Here is a 15,908-nt window from a genome sequence, read left to right as displayed (position 1 = left end):
GCGCCGCGGCGCCCGTTTTCTTTTGCAGCGCTTGCCGGCGTGGCCGGCCCGCGGTCAATGTCCGGCGAGCGTATCCAGCGCGTCGCCCGTGACGCGCACGATGCGCCAGTCGGGCAGCACGGTTGCGCCCATCTTTTCGTAGAAATCGATCGCAGGCTGGTTCCAGTCGAGAACCGACCATTCGAAGCGCGCGCACCGGCGTTCGACGGCCAATGCCGCGAGGTGACGCAGCATCGCGGTGCCGAGGCCCGTGCCGCGCTGCGACGGCTGCACGTACAGATCCTCGAGATAGAGGCCGCGACGGCCGAGGAACGTCGAATAATTGTGGAAGAACAGTGCATACGCGACGATCGCGCCGTCGCGTTCGGCCACTCGCGCCTCGGCAGCAGGGTGCGCGCCGAACAGTGCGTCGGCGAGATCGGCCTCGGTCGCGACGAACAGGTGCGTGAGCTTCTCGAACTCGGCCAGTTCGCGCATCAACGCGAGGATCGCGCCGACGTCGCGCGCTTGGGCCGCGCGGATCAGCGGTGTGCCGCTCACGCTTCCTCCGGCGGATCGGACAGCACGATCTCGATGCCGCCGAAGCGCGATGCGACCCAGTTGTACGCGTGGCATGCGATCCACAGCAGCACGAAGCCGAGGATGGCGTTCAGCAGCAGCGCGCTCAGGATCGTGCTCAGCTCGACCATCCCGTAGCGGATGTACGCGACGAGAATGCCGAGCAGCACGATCGGCACGCTGAACGTCAGGTAGACGAGGATCAGCGCCTTTGCGGTTTGCCCCGCGGCGATCGACGAAATTTGTTTCTTCATGTGCGGATTGCCCCCGTAGAGATATACCGATAGTGGAATTCAGATCAGGCCGTCGAGCGGCAGGATGTCGACCGGGGTGCCCGCGTCGACTGCCGCGGTATCGTGGCCCAGGACGATGAAACAGTTGGCGGCCGAGAGGCCGCTCAGCGATGCGGAACTCTGCGAGCCGGCCGGTGCGACGTGCCAGCGGCCGTCGTCGGCGCGTGTCGCGATGCCGCGCAGGTAGTCGGTGCGGCCCGCGCGCGACTTCAGCGCTTGCGTGCTGAGTGCCGTATGCATTGCCGGCGGCTGGACCTGCGCGCCGGCCAGCGTCAGCAGCGCGGGGCGCACGATCGCGTAGAACGTCACGGCAGACGCGACCGGATTGCCGGGCAGCCCGAAGAACAGCGTGTGACCGGCGCCATCGGCCGTGCGTGCGAGCGTGCCGCACGCGAGCGGCCGGCCGGGACGCAGCGCGAGGCTGGCGAACGTCACGTCACCGAGCCGCGCCATGACGTCGCGCGTGAAGTCGGCTTCGCCGACCGATACGCCGCCGGATGTGATGACCGCGTCGGCCTGCGCGGCGACGGCGTCGCGCAATGCGGCTTCGAGCGCGGCCGGGTCGTCGCGGACGATCCCGAGATCGATCGCGTCGACATGCAACCTTTCGAGCATCGCGATCAGCATCCCGCGATTGCTGTCGTACAGTGTGCCGGGGCCGAGCGGCTCGCCGGGCTCGCGCAGTTCGTCACCGGTGGAGAACACGGCGACGCGCACGCGTCGGCGCACCGTGACCTCGGGGAAACCGAACGACGCAAGCAGGCCGAGATCGGACGGCCGCAGGATGCGGCCCGCGGCGAGCGCGCAGGCGCCGCGCGCGAGATCCTCGCCGGCCTTGCGGCAGTTCGCGCCGCGCGCGATGTCGTGCGCGGCGAAGTGGATCGTGTCGCCGTCGACGCGCACGCGTTCCTGTGGAATCACCGTGTCGCAGCCGGCCGGCATCGGCGCGCCCGTCATGATGCGCACGCATGATCCGGCCGCCACGGCGCCGTCGAACGGATGGCCGGCGAGCGCGGTGCCGGCAACCGTCAGCGCGACGTCCGCTTGCGGTGATGCGTGCGGGCCGGCGCTGTAGTCGAACGCATAGCCGTCCATCGCCGAGTTGTCGTACGCGGGAATGTCGAACGGCGCGTTCACGTCGGCCGAGAGCACGCGGTCGAGCGCATCGCGCAGCGCGACCGTGTCGCACGCCTCGACGGGCACCGCGAAGCGGCACGCGAGCGCCTGCGCGTCGGCGAGCGACAGCGGGGCATCGGAATCGGGTGCGGTTCGGGAGATGGGCGAGGGTTGCGTGATCATCAGTCGGACTGCGCCGCAAGGCGTATCGGGTTCGTGGCCGGTGGCGCGAGGAGGGCACCTGGACGCGGGTTTCGCGTGCGGCGGGCGCCGGGCGGGAACCGCATGGGTGCCGTCAGCGGCGGGCCAGCGCAGCGAGTTCCTGCCAGGAGTTGGCATTGTAAAACGCACGCTCGTCGTGAAACTCGACTTCGACCGTCTTGTGGCGTGCGTACCACGCACGCACCTTGCGATCGCCGGCCGCGAGCCGGGCGGCGAGATCGTCGGCCAGCGACGTGCGCAGCAGCGCGAACGTCGGCTGCGGCGAGCGTGCCTGTTGCGCGTCGACGGTTACCGCCATGGCGATGTCGGCCTGCTGCGCGTCGAGCGCCGCCTGCAGCCGTGCGACGAGGTCGGCGGGCAGATAGGGCGTGTCGCATGGCGAGCACGCGACGAGCGGCGCGCGTGCCGCCCGCATGCCGGCGAGCAGGCCCGCGAGCGGGCCGGGGAAGTCGGGTGTTTCGTCCGCGACGATGCGCGCGTCGAACGGCGCACCGAGCTCGGCATAGCGATCGGCATGACGATTCGCGCTGATCAGCGTCTCGTCGACTTGCGGCGAGAGCCGGCGCAGCACGTGCAGCGCGAGCGGCGTGCCGTCGAGCAGCTGCAGGCCCTTGTCGACGCCGTCCATGCGCGTGGCGCGCCCGCCTGCGAGCAGCAGGCCGGCGATCGTGGGAGAGGCGGAAGCGGGCATCGTGAGAAGGCGGGAAGGGCAGCGTGCGTCAGCCGCCGATATACGACATTTCGACCCGCTTGCCTGCGCCGTCGGGCAGCGCGTCGGCAGACGCGCTACCGCGCAGTTGCGAATAGCGGTCGGTACGGGTCTGCCAGATGCGGGCGATCGCGGTCGCGATCTCGGCGTCGCTCGCGCCGCCGCGCACGAGCGCGCGCAGGTCGTGGCCGGTCGACGCGAACAGGCACAGGTACAGCTTGCCTTCGGTCGACAGCCGTGCGCGCGTGCAGTCACCGCAGAAGGCCTGCGTGACGCTCGAGATCACGCCGATCTCGCCGCTGCCGTCCGCATAGCCCCAGCGCTGTGCGGTTTCGGCCGCCGTGTGCGGCTCGAGCGGCACGAGCGGGAAGTGTTCGGCGAGCCGTGCGATGACGTCCGCCGATGGCAGCACCTCGGTCATGTTCCAGCCGTTCGACGTGCCGACATCCATGTATTCGATGAAGCGCAGGACCACGCCGGTGCCGCGGAAGCGCTCGGCCATCGGCAGGATCTCGCTGTCGTTGGTGCCGCGCTTCACGACCATGTTGACCTTGACCGGTGCGAGGCCCACGGCCTGCGCAGCGAAGATGCCGTCGAGCACGTCGGCGCTCGCGAACTCGGCATCGTTCATGCGCTTGAACAGCGTATCGTCGAGCGCGTCGAGGCTGACCGTCACGCGCGTGAGCCCGGCGTCCTTCAGCGCGCGCGCCTTGCGCGCGAGCAGCGAACCGTTGGTCGTGAGCGTCAGGTCGAGCGGGCGGCCGTCATGGGTGGTCAGGCGGGCGAGGCGCTCGATCAGGAATTCGAGATTCTTGCGCAAGAGCGGCTCGCCGCCCGTGATACGGATCTTTTCGACGCCGTGTGCGACAAAGAGTCGCGCTATGCGCTCGATTTCCTCGTGCGTGAGCAGCGCGCTGTGCGGCAGGAACGGGTAGTCCTTGTCGAAGACCGCGCGCGGCATGCAGTACACGCAGCGGAAGTTGCAGCGATCCGTCACCGAAATGCGCAGGTCGCGCAGCGGCCTGGCGAGCGTGTCGGCCAGCGTGCCGTCCGGGGCGTGCGCGACGCCGGAGACGTCCGGCATCCCGCTGACGTCGGCGAGAGGAATGATGCGTCGGGACATGTTGAAAGAAGTGCGAACCAGATCTCTATTTTAGCCGCAAGCGGCGGGTCGGTCCGGTGGGCGGAAACCCGCAGCGCGGACGTGAAAAAGCCCGCCGGAGGCGGGCTTTTCCTGGTCGGACGATGCGTCGATCAGTGATGCGTCGTTTCGACCTGCTGCATCGGGGCCGTATCGGCCGGCGGCAGCGTCTTGCGTTCGCGCGGCACGCGCGCCGGACGCGGGAGGTGCGACGCGGCTTCCTGTGCAGCGGCGAACTTGCCGGCGTCCGTGTTCACCCAGACGAGACCGGCCTGCTCCAGCACGACATCCAGGCTCGCCGAAGCGGGCGCGGCTGCCGGTTGTGCAGGAGCCGGTGCCGGTGCCGGTGCCGGTGCCGGTGCGGCGGCGGCGGCGGCCTCGACCGGCGCTGCTTCGACATGAGCCGGCTCGACTGCCACCGGAGCGGCTTCGGTCGTCACGGCCGGTGCGGCTTGCTCGACGGGCGCCGGCTGCGGCGCCTCGACAGCGGCAGGCGCTGCCGGCACTTCGAACGCGTCGGTCGGCGAAACCGCGACCGGAGCCGGACCGGCTTCCGTATCGACGGCCGGTGCGACCGGTGCCGGTTCTGCTGCGTGGGCCACAACCGCTGCTTCGACCGGCGCTGCTTCGACGTGTACCGGTGCCGGCTGCGGCTCGGCAGCGGCCGGTGCTGCCGGTTCGGCATGGTGCTCGACCACGGCTTCGGCGACGACGGCGCTTGCCGCGGCGGCTGCCACGACGACTGCCGGTGCGGCCGTGTGGGCCGGTTCGGCAGCAGCCGGTGCTTCCGGCGTCACCGCTTGCACGGTGGCTTCGCCCTCTGCGCCTTGCTCGGCGTGGTCGACGACTGCGCCGTCTTCCTCGCGCTCGCGACGACCGCCACGGCGGCCGCGACGGCGACGGCGGCGTTCCTCGCCATCACGCGCGACGGCTTCCGCGTCGGCTGCCAGCTCGGCGCCGGGCAGTGCTTCTGCGAAGGCCTCGTCGGTTTCCGATTCCGGATGCGTTTCGCCACGGGTGACGGTTTCGAGCGTAGCCGCATGCTGGGTCGGCTTGCGACGCTCGCCGCGCTCGCGACGTTCGCCGCGCTCCTGGCGCTCGCCACGACCGGCTGCTTCGACGCCTTCCGGCTGCTCGGTACGCTCGCGCGGTTCGCGGTTTTCACGCGGTTCACGGCTTTCACGCGGCTCGCGACCTTCGCGCGGGGCGCGGCCCTCGCGACCTTCGCGACCCTCACGGCCTTCGCGGTTTTCGCGACCCTCACGCGGTTCACGACCCTCGCGCGGCTCGCGGTTTTCGCGCGGCTCACGTGCTTCACGCGGTTCGCGTGCTTCCTTGCCTTCGCGTTCCTGGCGTGGCGGCTGGCCGCGACCTGCTGCAGCCTGGTCTCGGCCGCCTTGCGCCTGCTGGGCACCGCTGCGACGGTTGCGGTTGCGATCGCCACCGCGTTCGCCGCGTTGCTCGGACTTCTCGGCGCGTTCGCCGCGAGCCGGACGGGCTGCCTGCTCCTTGACCGGTGCCGGAGCAACCGGTGCGGGCGCCGGCGACACGCCGAACAGGCTCTTCAGCCAGCCGAAGAAGCCGCCGCTTGCCGGTGCGACAGGCACGGGCGCGGGTGCGGCAACGGGTTCGACCGGACGCTGCGGGGCCGGGCTCGGGGCCGGGCGCTCGGGCGTGATGCCCTTGACCGCGGCTTCCTGCTTCGGCTTCACTTCCGCCGCGCGCTTGCTGTAGCCGGTTTCCGACTCGAGTTCGCGGGCGGCTTCCTCGGCCATCTTCCAGGATGCGCGCGGATCGTCGAGACGTGCGTCGTCGTGGCGCAGGCGCTCGAGCTTGTAGTGCGGCGTATCGAGGTGCTTGTTCGGGATCAGCACGATGCCGACCTTGAAGCGCGACTCGATCTTGTTGATTTCCTGACGCTTTTCGTTGAGCAGGAAGGCGGTCACCTCGACCGGCACCTGGCAGTGGATCGCCGCGGTGTTTTCCTTCATCGCTTCTTCCTGAATGATCCGCAGCACTTGCAGCGCGGACGATTCGGTGTCGCGGATGTGGCCCGTACCGTTACAGCGCGGGCACGTCACGTGGCTGCCTTCCGACAAAGCCGGGCGCAGGCGCTGGCGCGACAGTTCCATCAGGCCGAAGCGGGAGATCTTGCCCATCTGCACGCGCGCACGGTCGTGCTTGAGCGCGTCCTTCAGGCGTTGCTCGACTTCGCGCTGGCTCTTGGCCGATTCCATGTCGATGAAATCGATCACGATCAGGCCGCCGAGGTCGCGCAGGCGGAGCTGGCGGGCGACTTCGTCGGCCGCTTCGAGGTTCGTGCGGGTAGCCGTTTCCTCGATGTCCGCGCCCTTGGTCGCGCGTGCCGAGTTCACGTCGATCGCGACGAGCGCTTCGGTGTGGTCGATCACGATCGCGCCGCCCGACGGCAGCGGCACCGTGCGCGAGTACGCGGTCTCGATCTGGTGTTCGATCTGGAAGCGGGAGAAGAGCGGCACGTCGTCGTGGTAGCGCTTCACCTTCGCGACGTTGTCCGGCATCACGATGTCCATGAATGCACGGGCCTGATCGTGGATCTCGTTCGTATCGATCAGGATTTCGCCGATATCCGGCTGGAAATAGTCCCGGATCGCGCGGATCACGAGGCTCGATTCCAGATAGATCAGCATCGGCTGGCCGGGGTTGCCGCTTTGCGACGCCGCTTCGATCGCGCGCCACAGTTGCAGCAGGTAGTTCAGGTCCCACTGCAGTTCCTCGGCGCTGCGGCCGATGCCCGCGGTACGGGCGATCATGCTCATGCCGTCCGGGATCTGCAGTTGCGCCATCGTCTCGCGCAGTTCCTGACGCTCGTCGCCCTCGATCCGGCGCGACACGCCGCCGCCGCGCGGGTTGTTCGGCATCAGCACCAGATAACGGCCGGCGAGCGAGATGAACGTGGTGAGGGCAGCGCCCTTGTTGCCGCGCTCTTCCTTCTCGACCTGGACGATCAGCTCCTGGCCTTCACGCAGGGCATCCTGGATGCGCGCGGAGCGCATGTCGATGCCTTCCTTGAAGTACTGGCGGGCGACTTCCTTGAACGGCAGGAAGCCGTGGCGGTCTTCGCCGTAATTGACGAAGCACGCTTCGAGCGACGGCTCGATGCGGGTGATGACACCTTTGTAGATATTGCCTTTGCGCTGTTCGCGCCCGGCTGTCTCGATGTCGATGTCGATGAGCTTTTGCCCGTCGACGATGGCGACGCGCAGCTCCTCCTGCTGCGTCGCATTGAACAGCATGCGTTTCATGAACGGCTCCAGGCGGCTCTGCTGGCGGCGCCTCGCGGTTGTCAGTCGCGAAGGCGGGAACGACGGCAGGCCGCGCCTTGTTGTGTTGTCACAAGCACGCTGGAGCGGGAACGATGGCGGGGAGAATTGCCTGAAGAGGCGCTGGGGCCCGAAAGACGGGGCCGGCGGCCGTAGGGCACCTGCGAATACGGTTTCAAAGCACGGCGTTCACACACCGCACGCTGCAGAAGCGCGCTAAGCCTGAGTCCGGGCATTGCCACGGGCGCGCGCAATGCGTCGCGCGCGCCGACGGGCGGCAGATGCTGCGGCTTGGGCCGCAGCGGGGAGTATCGAATCCAGCCCGACTTTCCCGCTTGGGGTGTACTTCCCTGGTTTGACGTCGCCAAGTCCCGCACGCTTCGCGGAACCAAATCGGGCGCAACGCCGTAATTTTCGCAACCGGCAGCCTGCGGACGCACTTCGCGCCGTCTGGCTGCCGATCGAATTCTTTTCAACCAACTTTCCGTTACCGCGGCGCCTTGCCGACCGAATCCGCCTGTGGGCGCGATCCTTGCCGGCGAGCGGTGCCGTGCGTGCAACTTGCTGCATCTCTTTGATTAGGGGCGAGCAGCAGACCCCCGGCGCAAGTAAAATAACGGTTTGCGCTTGCGCCTTGCCCGCTCAGTCCGGGCCGGCCGGTGAGGCCGCCCACAACGTCAGGCTGGGCAAAATTATATTCAGTATGAACGAGTTAGGCAAAATATCCCAGAATTCGGTCGCAAGCGGCCAGGTATCGATGATCGAGATCGACGAAAACTCGGCCGGTCAGCGAATCGACAACTTCCTGTTGCGCGTCTGTAAAGGCGTGCCGAAAAGTCATATTTACCGGATCCTGCGCAGCGGCGAAGTGCGCGTGAATAAGGGTCGGGTCGATGCGCAGTACCGGCTCGCGTTCGGCGACATCGTTCGCGTGCCGCCCGTGCGCGTGGCCGCGGCGGACCTCGCGCGCGCGGAGGCGACCATCGTGCCGCCCGCGCACTTCGACGTGCTGTTCGAGGACGATGCAATGCTCGTCATCAACAAGCCGGCCGGGGTCGCGGTACACGGCGGCAGCGGTGTCGCGTTCGGCGTGATTGAGCAGATGCGCCAGGCACGCCCGCGCGCGAAATTCCTCGAACTGGTGCACCGGCTCGACCGCGAGACGTCCGGCGTCCTGATGCTTGCGAAGAAGCGCACGGCACTCGTCGGCCTGCACGAGCAGATCCGCGAGAACAAGATGGACAAGCGCTACTTCGCATGCGTCCACGGCGAATGGCAGTCGGACTGGGGCCGCCGCCGCGCGGTGAAGGCACCGCTGTTCAAGTATTCGACCCCGGAAGGGGAGCGCCGCGTGCGCGTGCAGGACGACGGACTGCCGTCGCACACGGTGTTCAACCTCGTCGACCTGTGGCCCGAGTACGCGCTTCTCGAAGCGGAACTCAAAACGGGTCGGACCCATCAGATCCGTGTGCACCTCGCGCATCTCGGCCTGCCGATCGCCGGCGACGCCAAGTATGGCGATTTCGCACTGAACAAGGCGCTGGCGCGCGCGAATGCGCAGCCGTCGTTGAAACGGATGTTCCTGCATGCGTACCGGCTGCGGCTCGCTCACCCGCTGACCGGCGAGGCGCTGCAGTTCGATGCGCCGCTGCCGGACGAATGCCGGCGCTTCCTCGACCAACTCAGCGCACTGCGCGATAACGCCTGAACCGCATGGCTCGACAGCAATTTGACCTGATCGTCTTCGACTGGGACGGCACGCTGATGGATTCGACTGCGCATATCGCGCACAGCATCCAGGCTGCATGCCGCGATCTCGGCCTGCCCACGCCGTCCGACGAGGCGTCGCGCTACGTAATCGGCCTCGGCCTGCGCGATGCGCTGCAGATTACGGCTCCGACCCTCGATCCGTCCGACTATTCGCGGCTCGCCGAGCGCTACCGCTATCACTATCTGCTCGACGACCAGCGCATCGAGCTGTTCGCCGGCGTGCGCGAACTGCTCGCCGAGTTGCGTGACACGGGCTATCTGCTTGCCGTCGCAACCGGCAAGGGCCGGGTCGGGTTGAACCGCGTGCTCGATCAGTCGAAGCTGACGAGCCTGTTCGATGCGACGCGCTGCGCGGACGAGACCTTCTCGAAACCGCATCCGGCGATGCTGCATGAACTGTCGCGGGAATTGGGGCAGGACCTGTCGCGTACGGTGATGGTCGGCGACACGACGCATGACCTGCAGATGGCCGCGAGTGCCGGGGCGGCCGGCGTCGGCGTCGCGTACGGCGCGCACACGGCCGATGCACTGGCTGCGCTCGCGCCGCGCTTTGTCGCGCCGGACGTCGGCGCGCTGGCCGCGTGGCTGCGGGAGTACGCATGAGCGAGGCGCCGGATGTCGTGCGCGTGTGCGCTTCGGATGCGCTGGCTGACGGTGGCGCCGGCGTGCGCGTCGACGCGACGCTGCGCGGCGAGCAGGCCGTCGTGTTCTTCGTGCGCTACGAGGGCCAGGCATATGGTTACCTGAATCGCTGCGCGCATGTGCCGATGGAGCTCGACTGGGCCGAAGGGCAGTTCTTCGAATCGTCGGGCCTCTACCTGATGTGCGCGACGCATGGCGCGATCTACGAGCCGAACACCGGCAAGTGCGTCGGCGGCCCGTGCCGCGGCGGCCGCCTGCGGCCGGTCGAGGTCGACGAGCGCGACACGTCCGACGGGCGTGCGGTATTCTGGGTGCCCGACGCCGACCTGCGTCCCGCCGTTCCCGCCACGACCGACTAACGACAACACTGCATGGCCGACCAACCGAATTCCCCGGATTCCTCCTCCCGTCCCGACAGCCGTGAACCGAACTGGGAGCGTGCGGCGCTCGAGCGGATCGCGCTTGCGGCGGTCAAGGAGCAGCGCGCGGCGCGGCGCTGGAAGATCTTCTTCCGCTTCGCGTTCCTCGCCGTGTTCGTGCTGTTCGCGTTCGCTTTGATCGATTTCTCGAGCGATTCGAAGTTTTCTTCGAGCGGGCGGCATACGGCGCTCGTGACGATCGACGGCGAGATCGCGGCCGGCGTCAACGCGAACGCCGACGACATCAACACGGCGCTCGACGCCGCGTTCGACGACGACGGCACGGTCGGCGTCGTGCTGCGGATCAACAGCCCGGGCGGCAGCCCGGTGCAGGCCGGGATGGTCTACGACGAAATTCGGCGGCTGCGCGCGAAGTACCCGGACAAGCCGCTGTACGTCGTCGTGACCGACATGTGCGCATCGGGCGGCTATTACATCGCGTCTGCGGCCGACAAGATCTTCGTCGACAAGGCGAGCATCGTCGGGTCGATCGGCGTGCTGATGGACGGATTCGGCTTTACTGGCCTGATGGGCAAGCTCGGCGTCGAGCGGCGCCTGCATGCGTCGGGCGAAAACAAGGGCTTCTACGACCCGTTCTCGCCGGAGACGCCGAAGATGGACGCGCATGCGCAGGCATTGCTCGACCAGGTGCACGCACAGTTCATCAAGGCCGTGAAGGATGGCCGCGGCAAGCGGCTGCACGAGACGCCCGACATGTTCTCGGGCCTGTTCTGGACCGGCGAGAAGAGTGTCGAGCTCGGGCTTGCCGACGGCTACGGCACGACCGACACGGTCGCGCGCGACGTGCTGAAGGCGCCCGATCTCGTCGACTATACGGTCAAGGAAAGCCTGACGAACCGTGTCGCGCGCAAGTTCGGCGCAGCCGTGGGCGGCGCCGCGATGAAGGCGCTGACGGCCGGCGGCGCGTCGGTCAGCTTGCGCTGACCGAAAGCGGGCGGGCCGCAATGGCCCGCCAGTCGCTTGGCGGTTCGCCTGCTGCGGCTTCAGTTCGCCAGCAGCAGGAAGATCGCTGGACGCTTGTGCAGATTCGGCGCAGGCGCCTTTTTCCAGTCCGCTACGGTGCGGCTCGCGATCGTCTCGGTCGCGAGGGTCAGGTCGGCCGCGACGCAGATCTGCGTCGACGGTGCGCAGGTCGCGACGAGCGTGTCGAGCATCGCGTGATTCCGGTACGGCGTTTCGATGAAGATCTGCGTCTGGCGCGCCTTGCGTGACAGTTGCTCGAGTTCGCGCAGGCGTTTCGCGCGCGCGGCCGCGTCGACCGGCAGATAGCCGTTGAACGCGAAGCTCTGGCCGTTCAGGCCCGATGCCATCAGCGCGAGCAGGATCGAACTCGGCCCGACGAGCGGCACGACTTTCACGCCGCGCTCGTGCGCGCGGCGCACCAGCAGTGCACCGGGATCGGCGACGGCCGGGCAGCCGGCCTCCGACACGAGGCCGGCGTCCGCACCGGCCAGAATGGGCGCGAGCAGCCGGTCGATGGCGCCGGCCGGCGTATTGACGTTCAGCTCGCTGATCTCGATTTCCTGGATCGGGCGCGTCGTGCCGATCTTCTTCAGAAACGCGCGTGTCGTTTTCGCGTTCTCGCCGATGTAATAGCCGAGCGTGCCGGCGCGCGCCTGGACGGCCGCGGGCAGCACGGCGGCGAGCATCGATTCGTCGCCTTCGCCGAGCGTGTTCGGGACGAGGTAAAGCGTGCCGGCGGTCATGCGCGGTCTCCACGGGTGGTTGCAAACAACGGATATTCGGCGGCGCGCAGCATGCGCGTGAGCGCGATCAGCGGCAGGCCGACGAGGGCGGTCGGGTCGTTCGAGTCGATCGCATCGAGCAGCGCGATGCCGAGCCCTTCGGACTTCGCGCTGCCGGCGACGTCGTACGGCGTTTCCGCACGCAGGTACGCGTCGAGTTCGGCCTCGGGCAGCGAGCGGAAGCGCACGCGCGTGACGATGTCCTCGACCTGCGCTTCGCCCGTCCGGCTGTCGTACAGGCAGAGCGCGCTGTGGAATTCGACTTCGCGGCCCTGCATCGACACGAGTTGCGCGAGCGCGCGCTCATGCGTGCCGGGCTTGCCGATCTGGAGCCCGTCGAAGGTCGCGACCTGGTCCGACCCGATCACGAGCACGCCGTCCGGCGCGTCGATCGTGGCAGCGACGGCACGCGCTTTCGCGTCGGCGAGGCGCAGGGCGGTCGCGGCAGGCGTTTCGCCGTCGTGCGGGGTCTCGTCGAGGTCGGGCGACACGACGTCGAAGGGGATGCCGAGGCGCTCGAGGAGCGCGCGGCGGTAGCGTGAACTGGAGGCAAGAATCAGCCGCGGCGGGCGGCAAACGGTATCCGGCATGGTCGGTTGGATCGGTGAGTCGTCGGGTGTTGCGCGGCGTTGCGCGGACGCAAGCTTAAGTGATTGACCGAAAAAGGTAAAACAGGTATGCTTTCCCGCTTTTCGTCGGCAGGCTTCCGTGGTGGTGCCTGCCGGGTCTTCGGAAGTAAAGTACGTCATCCGCGGATGAGCCGTACGCGAGCGGTGCCAAGCCGGATCCGCAAGTCAGCCTGTAGGCAGGAGCGCACATGAACACTTCTTCTGGCAAACCTGCTGCGGCGCTTGATCCGCACGCGATCGACCTGTTCGAGTTTGCCCGCAGCGGGCGGCAGGCAACGGGCGCGATGCACCTCTCGCAACTGCCGCGCATGTTAAACGAAGTGCCTGCGGACGCGCCAGATCGCGACACGGTCTTCACATGGCAGGCGGAAGGGTTCACCCAGAAGGAGTTGCAGGACGACGGCGCCGACGGGCAGCAGCCGTATCTGCGCCTTGCGGTGCACGGCCATGCGTGGCTCACGTGCCAGCGCTGCATGACCCCGTACGACCAGGCGTTCGGTGTCGACATGACGTACCGGGTCGTTGCGACCGAAGAAGAAGCTGAAGAATTTCCGCTCGACGACGATGAAGCCGATGTGATCGTGGGCTCACGCCAGTTCGATCTCGTCGACTTGATCGAAGAGGAATTGCTGCTTTCGTTGCCGCTCGTGCCCAAGCACGAGGTTTGCCCGGCAGTTCACGAAAGCCTCGTGTCGGGCGCGAGCGGTCCCGCGGAAGAGACGGACGAGGAGTCCGACGAAGCCGGGGACGAAGGCAAACGGCCGAATCCGTTCGCAGCGCTGGAAGCGCTGAAGAAGGACGGTGACGGCACCAAGAAACACTAAGCAGTTGTGGCGCGGGAAGGCGTAAAGGCTTTGGGCCAGGGTAGTTAAGCGCCGGATCGGGCTGTGTTAGAATCCGGAAAATTATTTAGGAGTTAGTCATGGCAGTCCAGCAAAACAAGAAGTCGCCGTCGAAGCGCGGCATGCATCGTTCGCACGATTTCCTGACGGCAGCGCCGCTGGCAGTCGAGCCGAGCACGGGTGAAGTGCATCTGCGTCACCACGTCAGCCCGAACGGCTACTATCGCGGCAAGAAAGTCGTCAAGACGAAGAACGACTAAGCGTCAAGTCACGCGTTGCGCGCTACGCTTGCCGTTCGCGTGACAACTGGTTCGCTTGACACTTTCCTGGCTCGACAAAAAGGCGGCATTCATCTGCCGCTTTTTTGTGCCTGAAATTCGTCGCATTCCATGACCGTAAAGCTCACAATCGATTGCATGGGAGGCGACCACGGCCCGTCCGTGACCGTTCCCGCGGCAGTCAAGTTCGTCCGCGCGCATCCCGATGCGCACCTGATGCTCGTCGGCATCGAAAGCGCGATCCGCGCTCAGCTGAAAAAGCTGAAAGCCCTCGACGATCCCGCGCTGACCATCGTTCCCGCCACCGAAGTCGTGGCGATGGACGACCCTGTCGAAGTGGCGCTGCGCAAGAAGAAGGATTCTTCGATGCGCGTCGCGCTCAACCGCGTCAAGGAAGGCGAGGCGCAGGCCTGTATCTCCGCCGGCAATACCGGCGCGCTGATGGCCGTTTCCCGTTACGTACTCAAGACGCTGCCCGGCATCGAGCGGCCCGCGATCGCGTCCGCGCTGCCGAACCCGACCGGCTACACGATGATGCTGGACCTCGGCGCGAACGTCGACTGCGAGCCGCAGCACCTGCTGCAGTTCGCGGAGATGGGGCACGCGCTCGTGGCCGCGCTCGAAGGCAAGGAGCGTCCGGCGATCGGCCTGCTGAACATCGGCGAAGAGGTGATCAAGGGCAACGAGACGATCAAGCGCGCAGGTGAACTGCTGCGCGCCAGCACGCTCAATTTCCGCGGCAACGTCGAAGGCAACGACATCTACAAGGGCACGGTCGACGTGATCGTGTGCGACGGCTTCGTCGGCAACGTCGCGCTGAAGACGTCCGAGGGCCTCGCGCAAATGCTGGCCGACATCATCCGCGAGGAGTTCGGCCGTTCGCTGATGTCGAAGCTGATGGCGCTGCTCGCCGCGCCTGTCCTGCTACGTTTCAAGAAGCGCGTCGACCACCGGCAGTACAATGGTGCAGCGTTACTGGGGCTGAAGAGCCTCGTGATCAAGAGCCACGGTTCCGCCGACGCCTACGCGTTTGAGTGGGCGATTAAACGCGGGTATGATGCCGTCAAAAACGGCGTGCTGGAGCGCCTCGCGCGCGCGATGGCGGATAATTCAGTGTCACTCGGCGAAGGCGAACACGACGCGGGCGGCGCGGGCCATGCAAGCCCCGCCGCAGGCCATCACGCCGAACCTTCCGCTGCGCAATCCTCTAAAGCATAAATGGCCCAATCGACTCTCTATTCCCGCGTGCTCGGCACGGGCAGCTACCTGCCGCCTGACCGCGTCACGAACCAGCAGTTGACCGATCGTCTCGCGAAGGAAGGCATCGAGACGAGCGATGAATGGATCGTTGCGCGCACGGGTATCCATGCGCGCCATTTCGCCGCACCGGACGTGACGACCAGCGACCTCGCGTTCGAGGCGTCGCGTCGCGCGATCGAAGCCGCCGGCATCGATCCGCAGTCGATCGACCTGATCATCGTCGCGACTTCGACCCCCGATTTCGTGTTCCCGAGCACCGCGTGCCTGCTGCAGAACAAGCTCGGCATCAAGAACGGCGGCGCGGCATTCGACGTGCAGGCCGTGTGTTCGGGCTTTGCGTACGCGATGGCGACGGCCGACAGCTTCATCCGCAGCGGCCAGCACCGCACGGCGCTCATCGTCGGCGCGGAGACGTTCTCGCGCATTCTCGACTTCAAGGACCGCACGACCTGCGTGCTGTTCGGCGACGGCGCGGGCGCGGTGATCCTGTCCGCGTCGGAAGAGCCGGGCGTGCTCGGCAGCGCGCTGCACGCGGACGGCAGCTATTCGCACATCCTCTGCACGCCGGGCAACGTCAACCGCGGCGTGATCGAAGGCAGCGCGTTCCTGTACATGGACGGGCAGGCCGTGTTCAAGCTCGCGGTCAACGTGCTCGAGAAGGTTGCGATCGAGGCGCTCGCAAAGGCGAATCTCGCGCCCGAGCAGATCGACTGGCTGATTCCTCACCAGGCCAACATTCGCATCATGACCAGCACCTGCCGCAAGCTCGGCCTGCCGCAGGAGCGCATGGTCGTGACGGTCGACCAGCACGGCAACACGTCGGCTGCGTCGATCCCGCTGGCGCTCGACGTCGCGGTGCGCGACGGTCGCATCCAGCGTGGCCAGCACGTGCTGATCGAAGGCGTCGGCGGCGGCTTCACCTGGGGCGCGTCGGTCTTCCGCTACTGATCCGCGGCGCGCG

At 67.2% G+C, this 15,908-nt stretch carries 16 protein-coding genes; 8 read left to right on the top strand and 8 right to left on the bottom strand.

Features of this window, described 5'->3' with window-relative positions:
* Positions 1-54 precede the first annotated feature (54 nt).
* The 6 genes from LGN19_RS34645 to LGN19_RS34620 all read right to left on the bottom strand — a co-directional run bounded on the left by LGN19_RS34645 (position 55) and on the right by LGN19_RS34620 (position 7,323).
* Positions 55-540, bottom strand: a complete 486-nt coding sequence (locus LGN19_RS34645) for a GNAT family N-acetyltransferase (protein ID WP_043181945.1) — start codon at positions 538-540, stop codon at positions 55-57.
* Positions 537-812: a hypothetical protein gene (locus LGN19_RS34640; RefSeq protein ID WP_006476519.1), complete on the bottom strand. Its 276-nt coding sequence runs from the start codon at positions 810-812 to the stop codon at positions 537-539. The genes LGN19_RS34645 and LGN19_RS34640 overlap by 4 nt, the downstream gene beginning before the upstream one ends.
* Positions 813-851: 39 nt before the next feature.
* Entirely contained in the window at positions 852-2,150 is a 1,299-nt protein-coding gene (gene glp, locus LGN19_RS34635) for a gephyrin-like molybdotransferase Glp (protein WP_226219724.1), read from the bottom strand.
* A gap of 112 nt (positions 2,151-2,262) precedes the next feature.
* Complete coding sequence (mobA, locus tag LGN19_RS34630) at positions 2,263-2,880, bottom strand: molybdenum cofactor guanylyltransferase MobA (protein ID WP_122944828.1); 618 nt, start codon at positions 2,878-2,880, stop codon at positions 2,263-2,265.
* 28 nt (positions 2,881-2,908) lie between these two features.
* Complete coding sequence (gene moaA, locus LGN19_RS34625) at positions 2,909-4,021, bottom strand: GTP 3',8-cyclase MoaA (RefSeq protein WP_226219723.1); 1,113 nt, start codon at positions 4,019-4,021, stop codon at positions 2,909-2,911.
* Positions 4,022-4,152: 131 nt separating this feature from the next.
* A complete protein-coding gene (locus tag LGN19_RS34620; protein WP_226219722.1) occupies positions 4,153-7,323 on the bottom strand; it encodes an Rne/Rng family ribonuclease in 3,171 nt (1,056 codons plus the stop codon).
* Positions 7,324-8,044: 721 nt separating this feature from the next.
* Between LGN19_RS34620 and LGN19_RS34615 the strand changes: the two genes are divergently transcribed.
* The 4 genes from LGN19_RS34615 to LGN19_RS34600 are packed head-to-tail and all read left to right on the top strand — an operon-like array spanning position 8,045 to position 11,117.
* Positions 8,045-9,049, top strand: a complete 1,005-nt coding sequence (locus LGN19_RS34615) for an RluA family pseudouridine synthase (protein ID WP_226219741.1) — start codon at positions 8,045-8,047, stop codon at positions 9,047-9,049.
* 5 nt (positions 9,050-9,054) lie between these two features.
* Entirely contained in the window at positions 9,055-9,714 is a 660-nt protein-coding gene (locus LGN19_RS34610) for an HAD-IA family hydrolase (RefSeq protein ID WP_226219721.1), read from the top strand.
* On the top strand, positions 9,711-10,112 hold the full coding sequence (locus LGN19_RS34605; RefSeq protein ID WP_226219720.1) for a Rieske (2Fe-2S) protein: 402 nt from the start codon (positions 9,711-9,713) through the stop codon (positions 10,110-10,112). Before LGN19_RS34610 ends, LGN19_RS34605 begins: the two co-directional genes overlap by 4 nt.
* A gap of 12 nt (positions 10,113-10,124) precedes the next feature.
* Entirely contained in the window at positions 10,125-11,117 is a 993-nt protein-coding gene (locus LGN19_RS34600; protein ID WP_226219719.1) for a S49 family peptidase, read from the top strand.
* Between the two features lie 59 nt (positions 11,118-11,176).
* On the opposite strand, the gene LGN19_RS34595 is transcribed toward LGN19_RS34600, so the two are convergent.
* Complete coding sequence (locus LGN19_RS34595; protein ID WP_043181959.1) at positions 11,177-11,899, bottom strand: SAM-dependent methyltransferase; 723 nt, start codon at positions 11,897-11,899, stop codon at positions 11,177-11,179.
* Positions 11,896-12,528 (bottom strand): Maf-like protein, encoded by a 633-nt coding sequence (locus LGN19_RS34590; RefSeq protein ID WP_226219718.1) that lies wholly within the window; start codon positions 12,526-12,528, stop codon positions 11,896-11,898. Before LGN19_RS34590 ends, LGN19_RS34595 begins: the two co-directional genes overlap by 4 nt.
* A 227-nt stretch (positions 12,529-12,755) precedes the next feature.
* On the opposite strand from LGN19_RS34590, the gene LGN19_RS34585 reads away from it, so the two are divergent.
* The 4 genes from LGN19_RS34585 to LGN19_RS34570 all read left to right on the top strand — a co-directional run bounded on the left by LGN19_RS34585 (position 12,756) and on the right by LGN19_RS34570 (position 15,895).
* Positions 12,756-13,391: a DUF177 domain-containing protein gene (locus LGN19_RS34585; protein ID WP_226219717.1), complete on the top strand. Its 636-nt coding sequence runs from the start codon at positions 12,756-12,758 to the stop codon at positions 13,389-13,391.
* A 98-nt stretch (positions 13,392-13,489) separates the two neighbouring features.
* Positions 13,490-13,669 (top strand): 50S ribosomal protein L32, encoded by a 180-nt coding sequence (gene rpmF / locus LGN19_RS34580; RefSeq protein ID WP_006051932.1) that lies wholly within the window; start codon positions 13,490-13,492, stop codon positions 13,667-13,669.
* Between the two features lie 129 nt (positions 13,670-13,798).
* Positions 13,799-14,905, top strand: a complete 1,107-nt coding sequence (gene plsX / locus LGN19_RS34575; RefSeq protein WP_122944836.1) for a phosphate acyltransferase PlsX — start codon at positions 13,799-13,801, stop codon at positions 14,903-14,905.
* Positions 14,906-15,895 carry a beta-ketoacyl-ACP synthase III gene (locus LGN19_RS34570; RefSeq protein WP_226219716.1) on the top strand — a complete coding sequence of 330 codons (990 nt, stop codon included), beginning with the start codon at positions 14,906-14,908 and terminating at the stop codon, positions 15,893-15,895.
* Positions 15,896-15,908 lie beyond the last annotated feature (13 nt).

Origin of the sequence: Burkholderia sp. AU30198, assembly GCF_020419825.1 — a bacterium.
GTDB lineage: Bacteria > Pseudomonadota > Gammaproteobacteria > Burkholderiales > Burkholderiaceae > Burkholderia.
This window is presented reverse-complemented; position numbering and strand designations above follow the sequence as displayed.

What these genes read in the sequence shown, in the direction of transcription:
- LGN19_RS34640 (WP_006476519.1), bottom strand. Translation starts at nt 812, where the DNA reads ATGAAGAAACAAATTTCGTCGATCGCCGCGGGGCAAACCGCAAAGGCG.
- glp (WP_226219724.1), bottom strand. Translation starts at nt 2,150, where the DNA reads ATGATCACGCAACCCTCGCCCATCTCCCGAACCGCACCCGATTCCGAT.
- mobA (WP_122944828.1), bottom strand. Translation starts at nt 2,880, where the DNA reads ATGCCCGCTTCCGCCTCTCCCACGATCGCCGGCCTGCTGCTCGCAGGC.
- moaA (WP_226219723.1), bottom strand. Translation starts at nt 4,021, where the DNA reads ATGTCCCGACGCATCATTCCTCTCGCCGACGTCAGCGGGATGCCGGAC.
- LGN19_RS34620 (WP_226219722.1), bottom strand. Translation starts at nt 7,323, where the DNA reads ATGAAACGCATGCTGTTCAATGCGACGCAGCAGGAGGAGCTGCGCGTC.
- LGN19_RS34615 (WP_226219741.1), top strand. Translation starts at nt 8,045, where the DNA reads ATGAACGAGTTAGGCAAAATATCCCAGAATTCGGTCGCAAGCGGCCAG.
- LGN19_RS34610 (WP_226219721.1), top strand. Translation starts at nt 9,055, where the DNA reads ATGGCTCGACAGCAATTTGACCTGATCGTCTTCGACTGGGACGGCACG.
- LGN19_RS34605 (WP_226219720.1), top strand. Translation starts at nt 9,711, where the DNA reads ATGAGCGAGGCGCCGGATGTCGTGCGCGTGTGCGCTTCGGATGCGCTG.
- LGN19_RS34600 (WP_226219719.1), top strand. Translation starts at nt 10,125, where the DNA reads ATGGCCGACCAACCGAATTCCCCGGATTCCTCCTCCCGTCCCGACAGC.
- LGN19_RS34595 (WP_043181959.1), bottom strand. Translation starts at nt 11,899, where the DNA reads ATGACCGCCGGCACGCTTTACCTCGTCCCGAACACGCTCGGCGAAGGC.
- LGN19_RS34590 (WP_226219718.1), bottom strand. Translation starts at nt 12,528, where the DNA reads ATGCCGGATACCGTTTGCCGCCCGCCGCGGCTGATTCTTGCCTCCAGT.
- LGN19_RS34585 (WP_226219717.1), top strand. Translation starts at nt 12,756, where the DNA reads ATGAACACTTCTTCTGGCAAACCTGCTGCGGCGCTTGATCCGCACGCG.
- rpmF (WP_006051932.1), top strand. Translation starts at nt 13,490, where the DNA reads ATGGCAGTCCAGCAAAACAAGAAGTCGCCGTCGAAGCGCGGCATGCAT.
- plsX (WP_122944836.1), top strand. Translation starts at nt 13,799, where the DNA reads ATGACCGTAAAGCTCACAATCGATTGCATGGGAGGCGACCACGGCCCG.
- LGN19_RS34570 (WP_226219716.1), top strand. Translation starts at nt 14,906, where the DNA reads ATGGCCCAATCGACTCTCTATTCCCGCGTGCTCGGCACGGGCAGCTAC.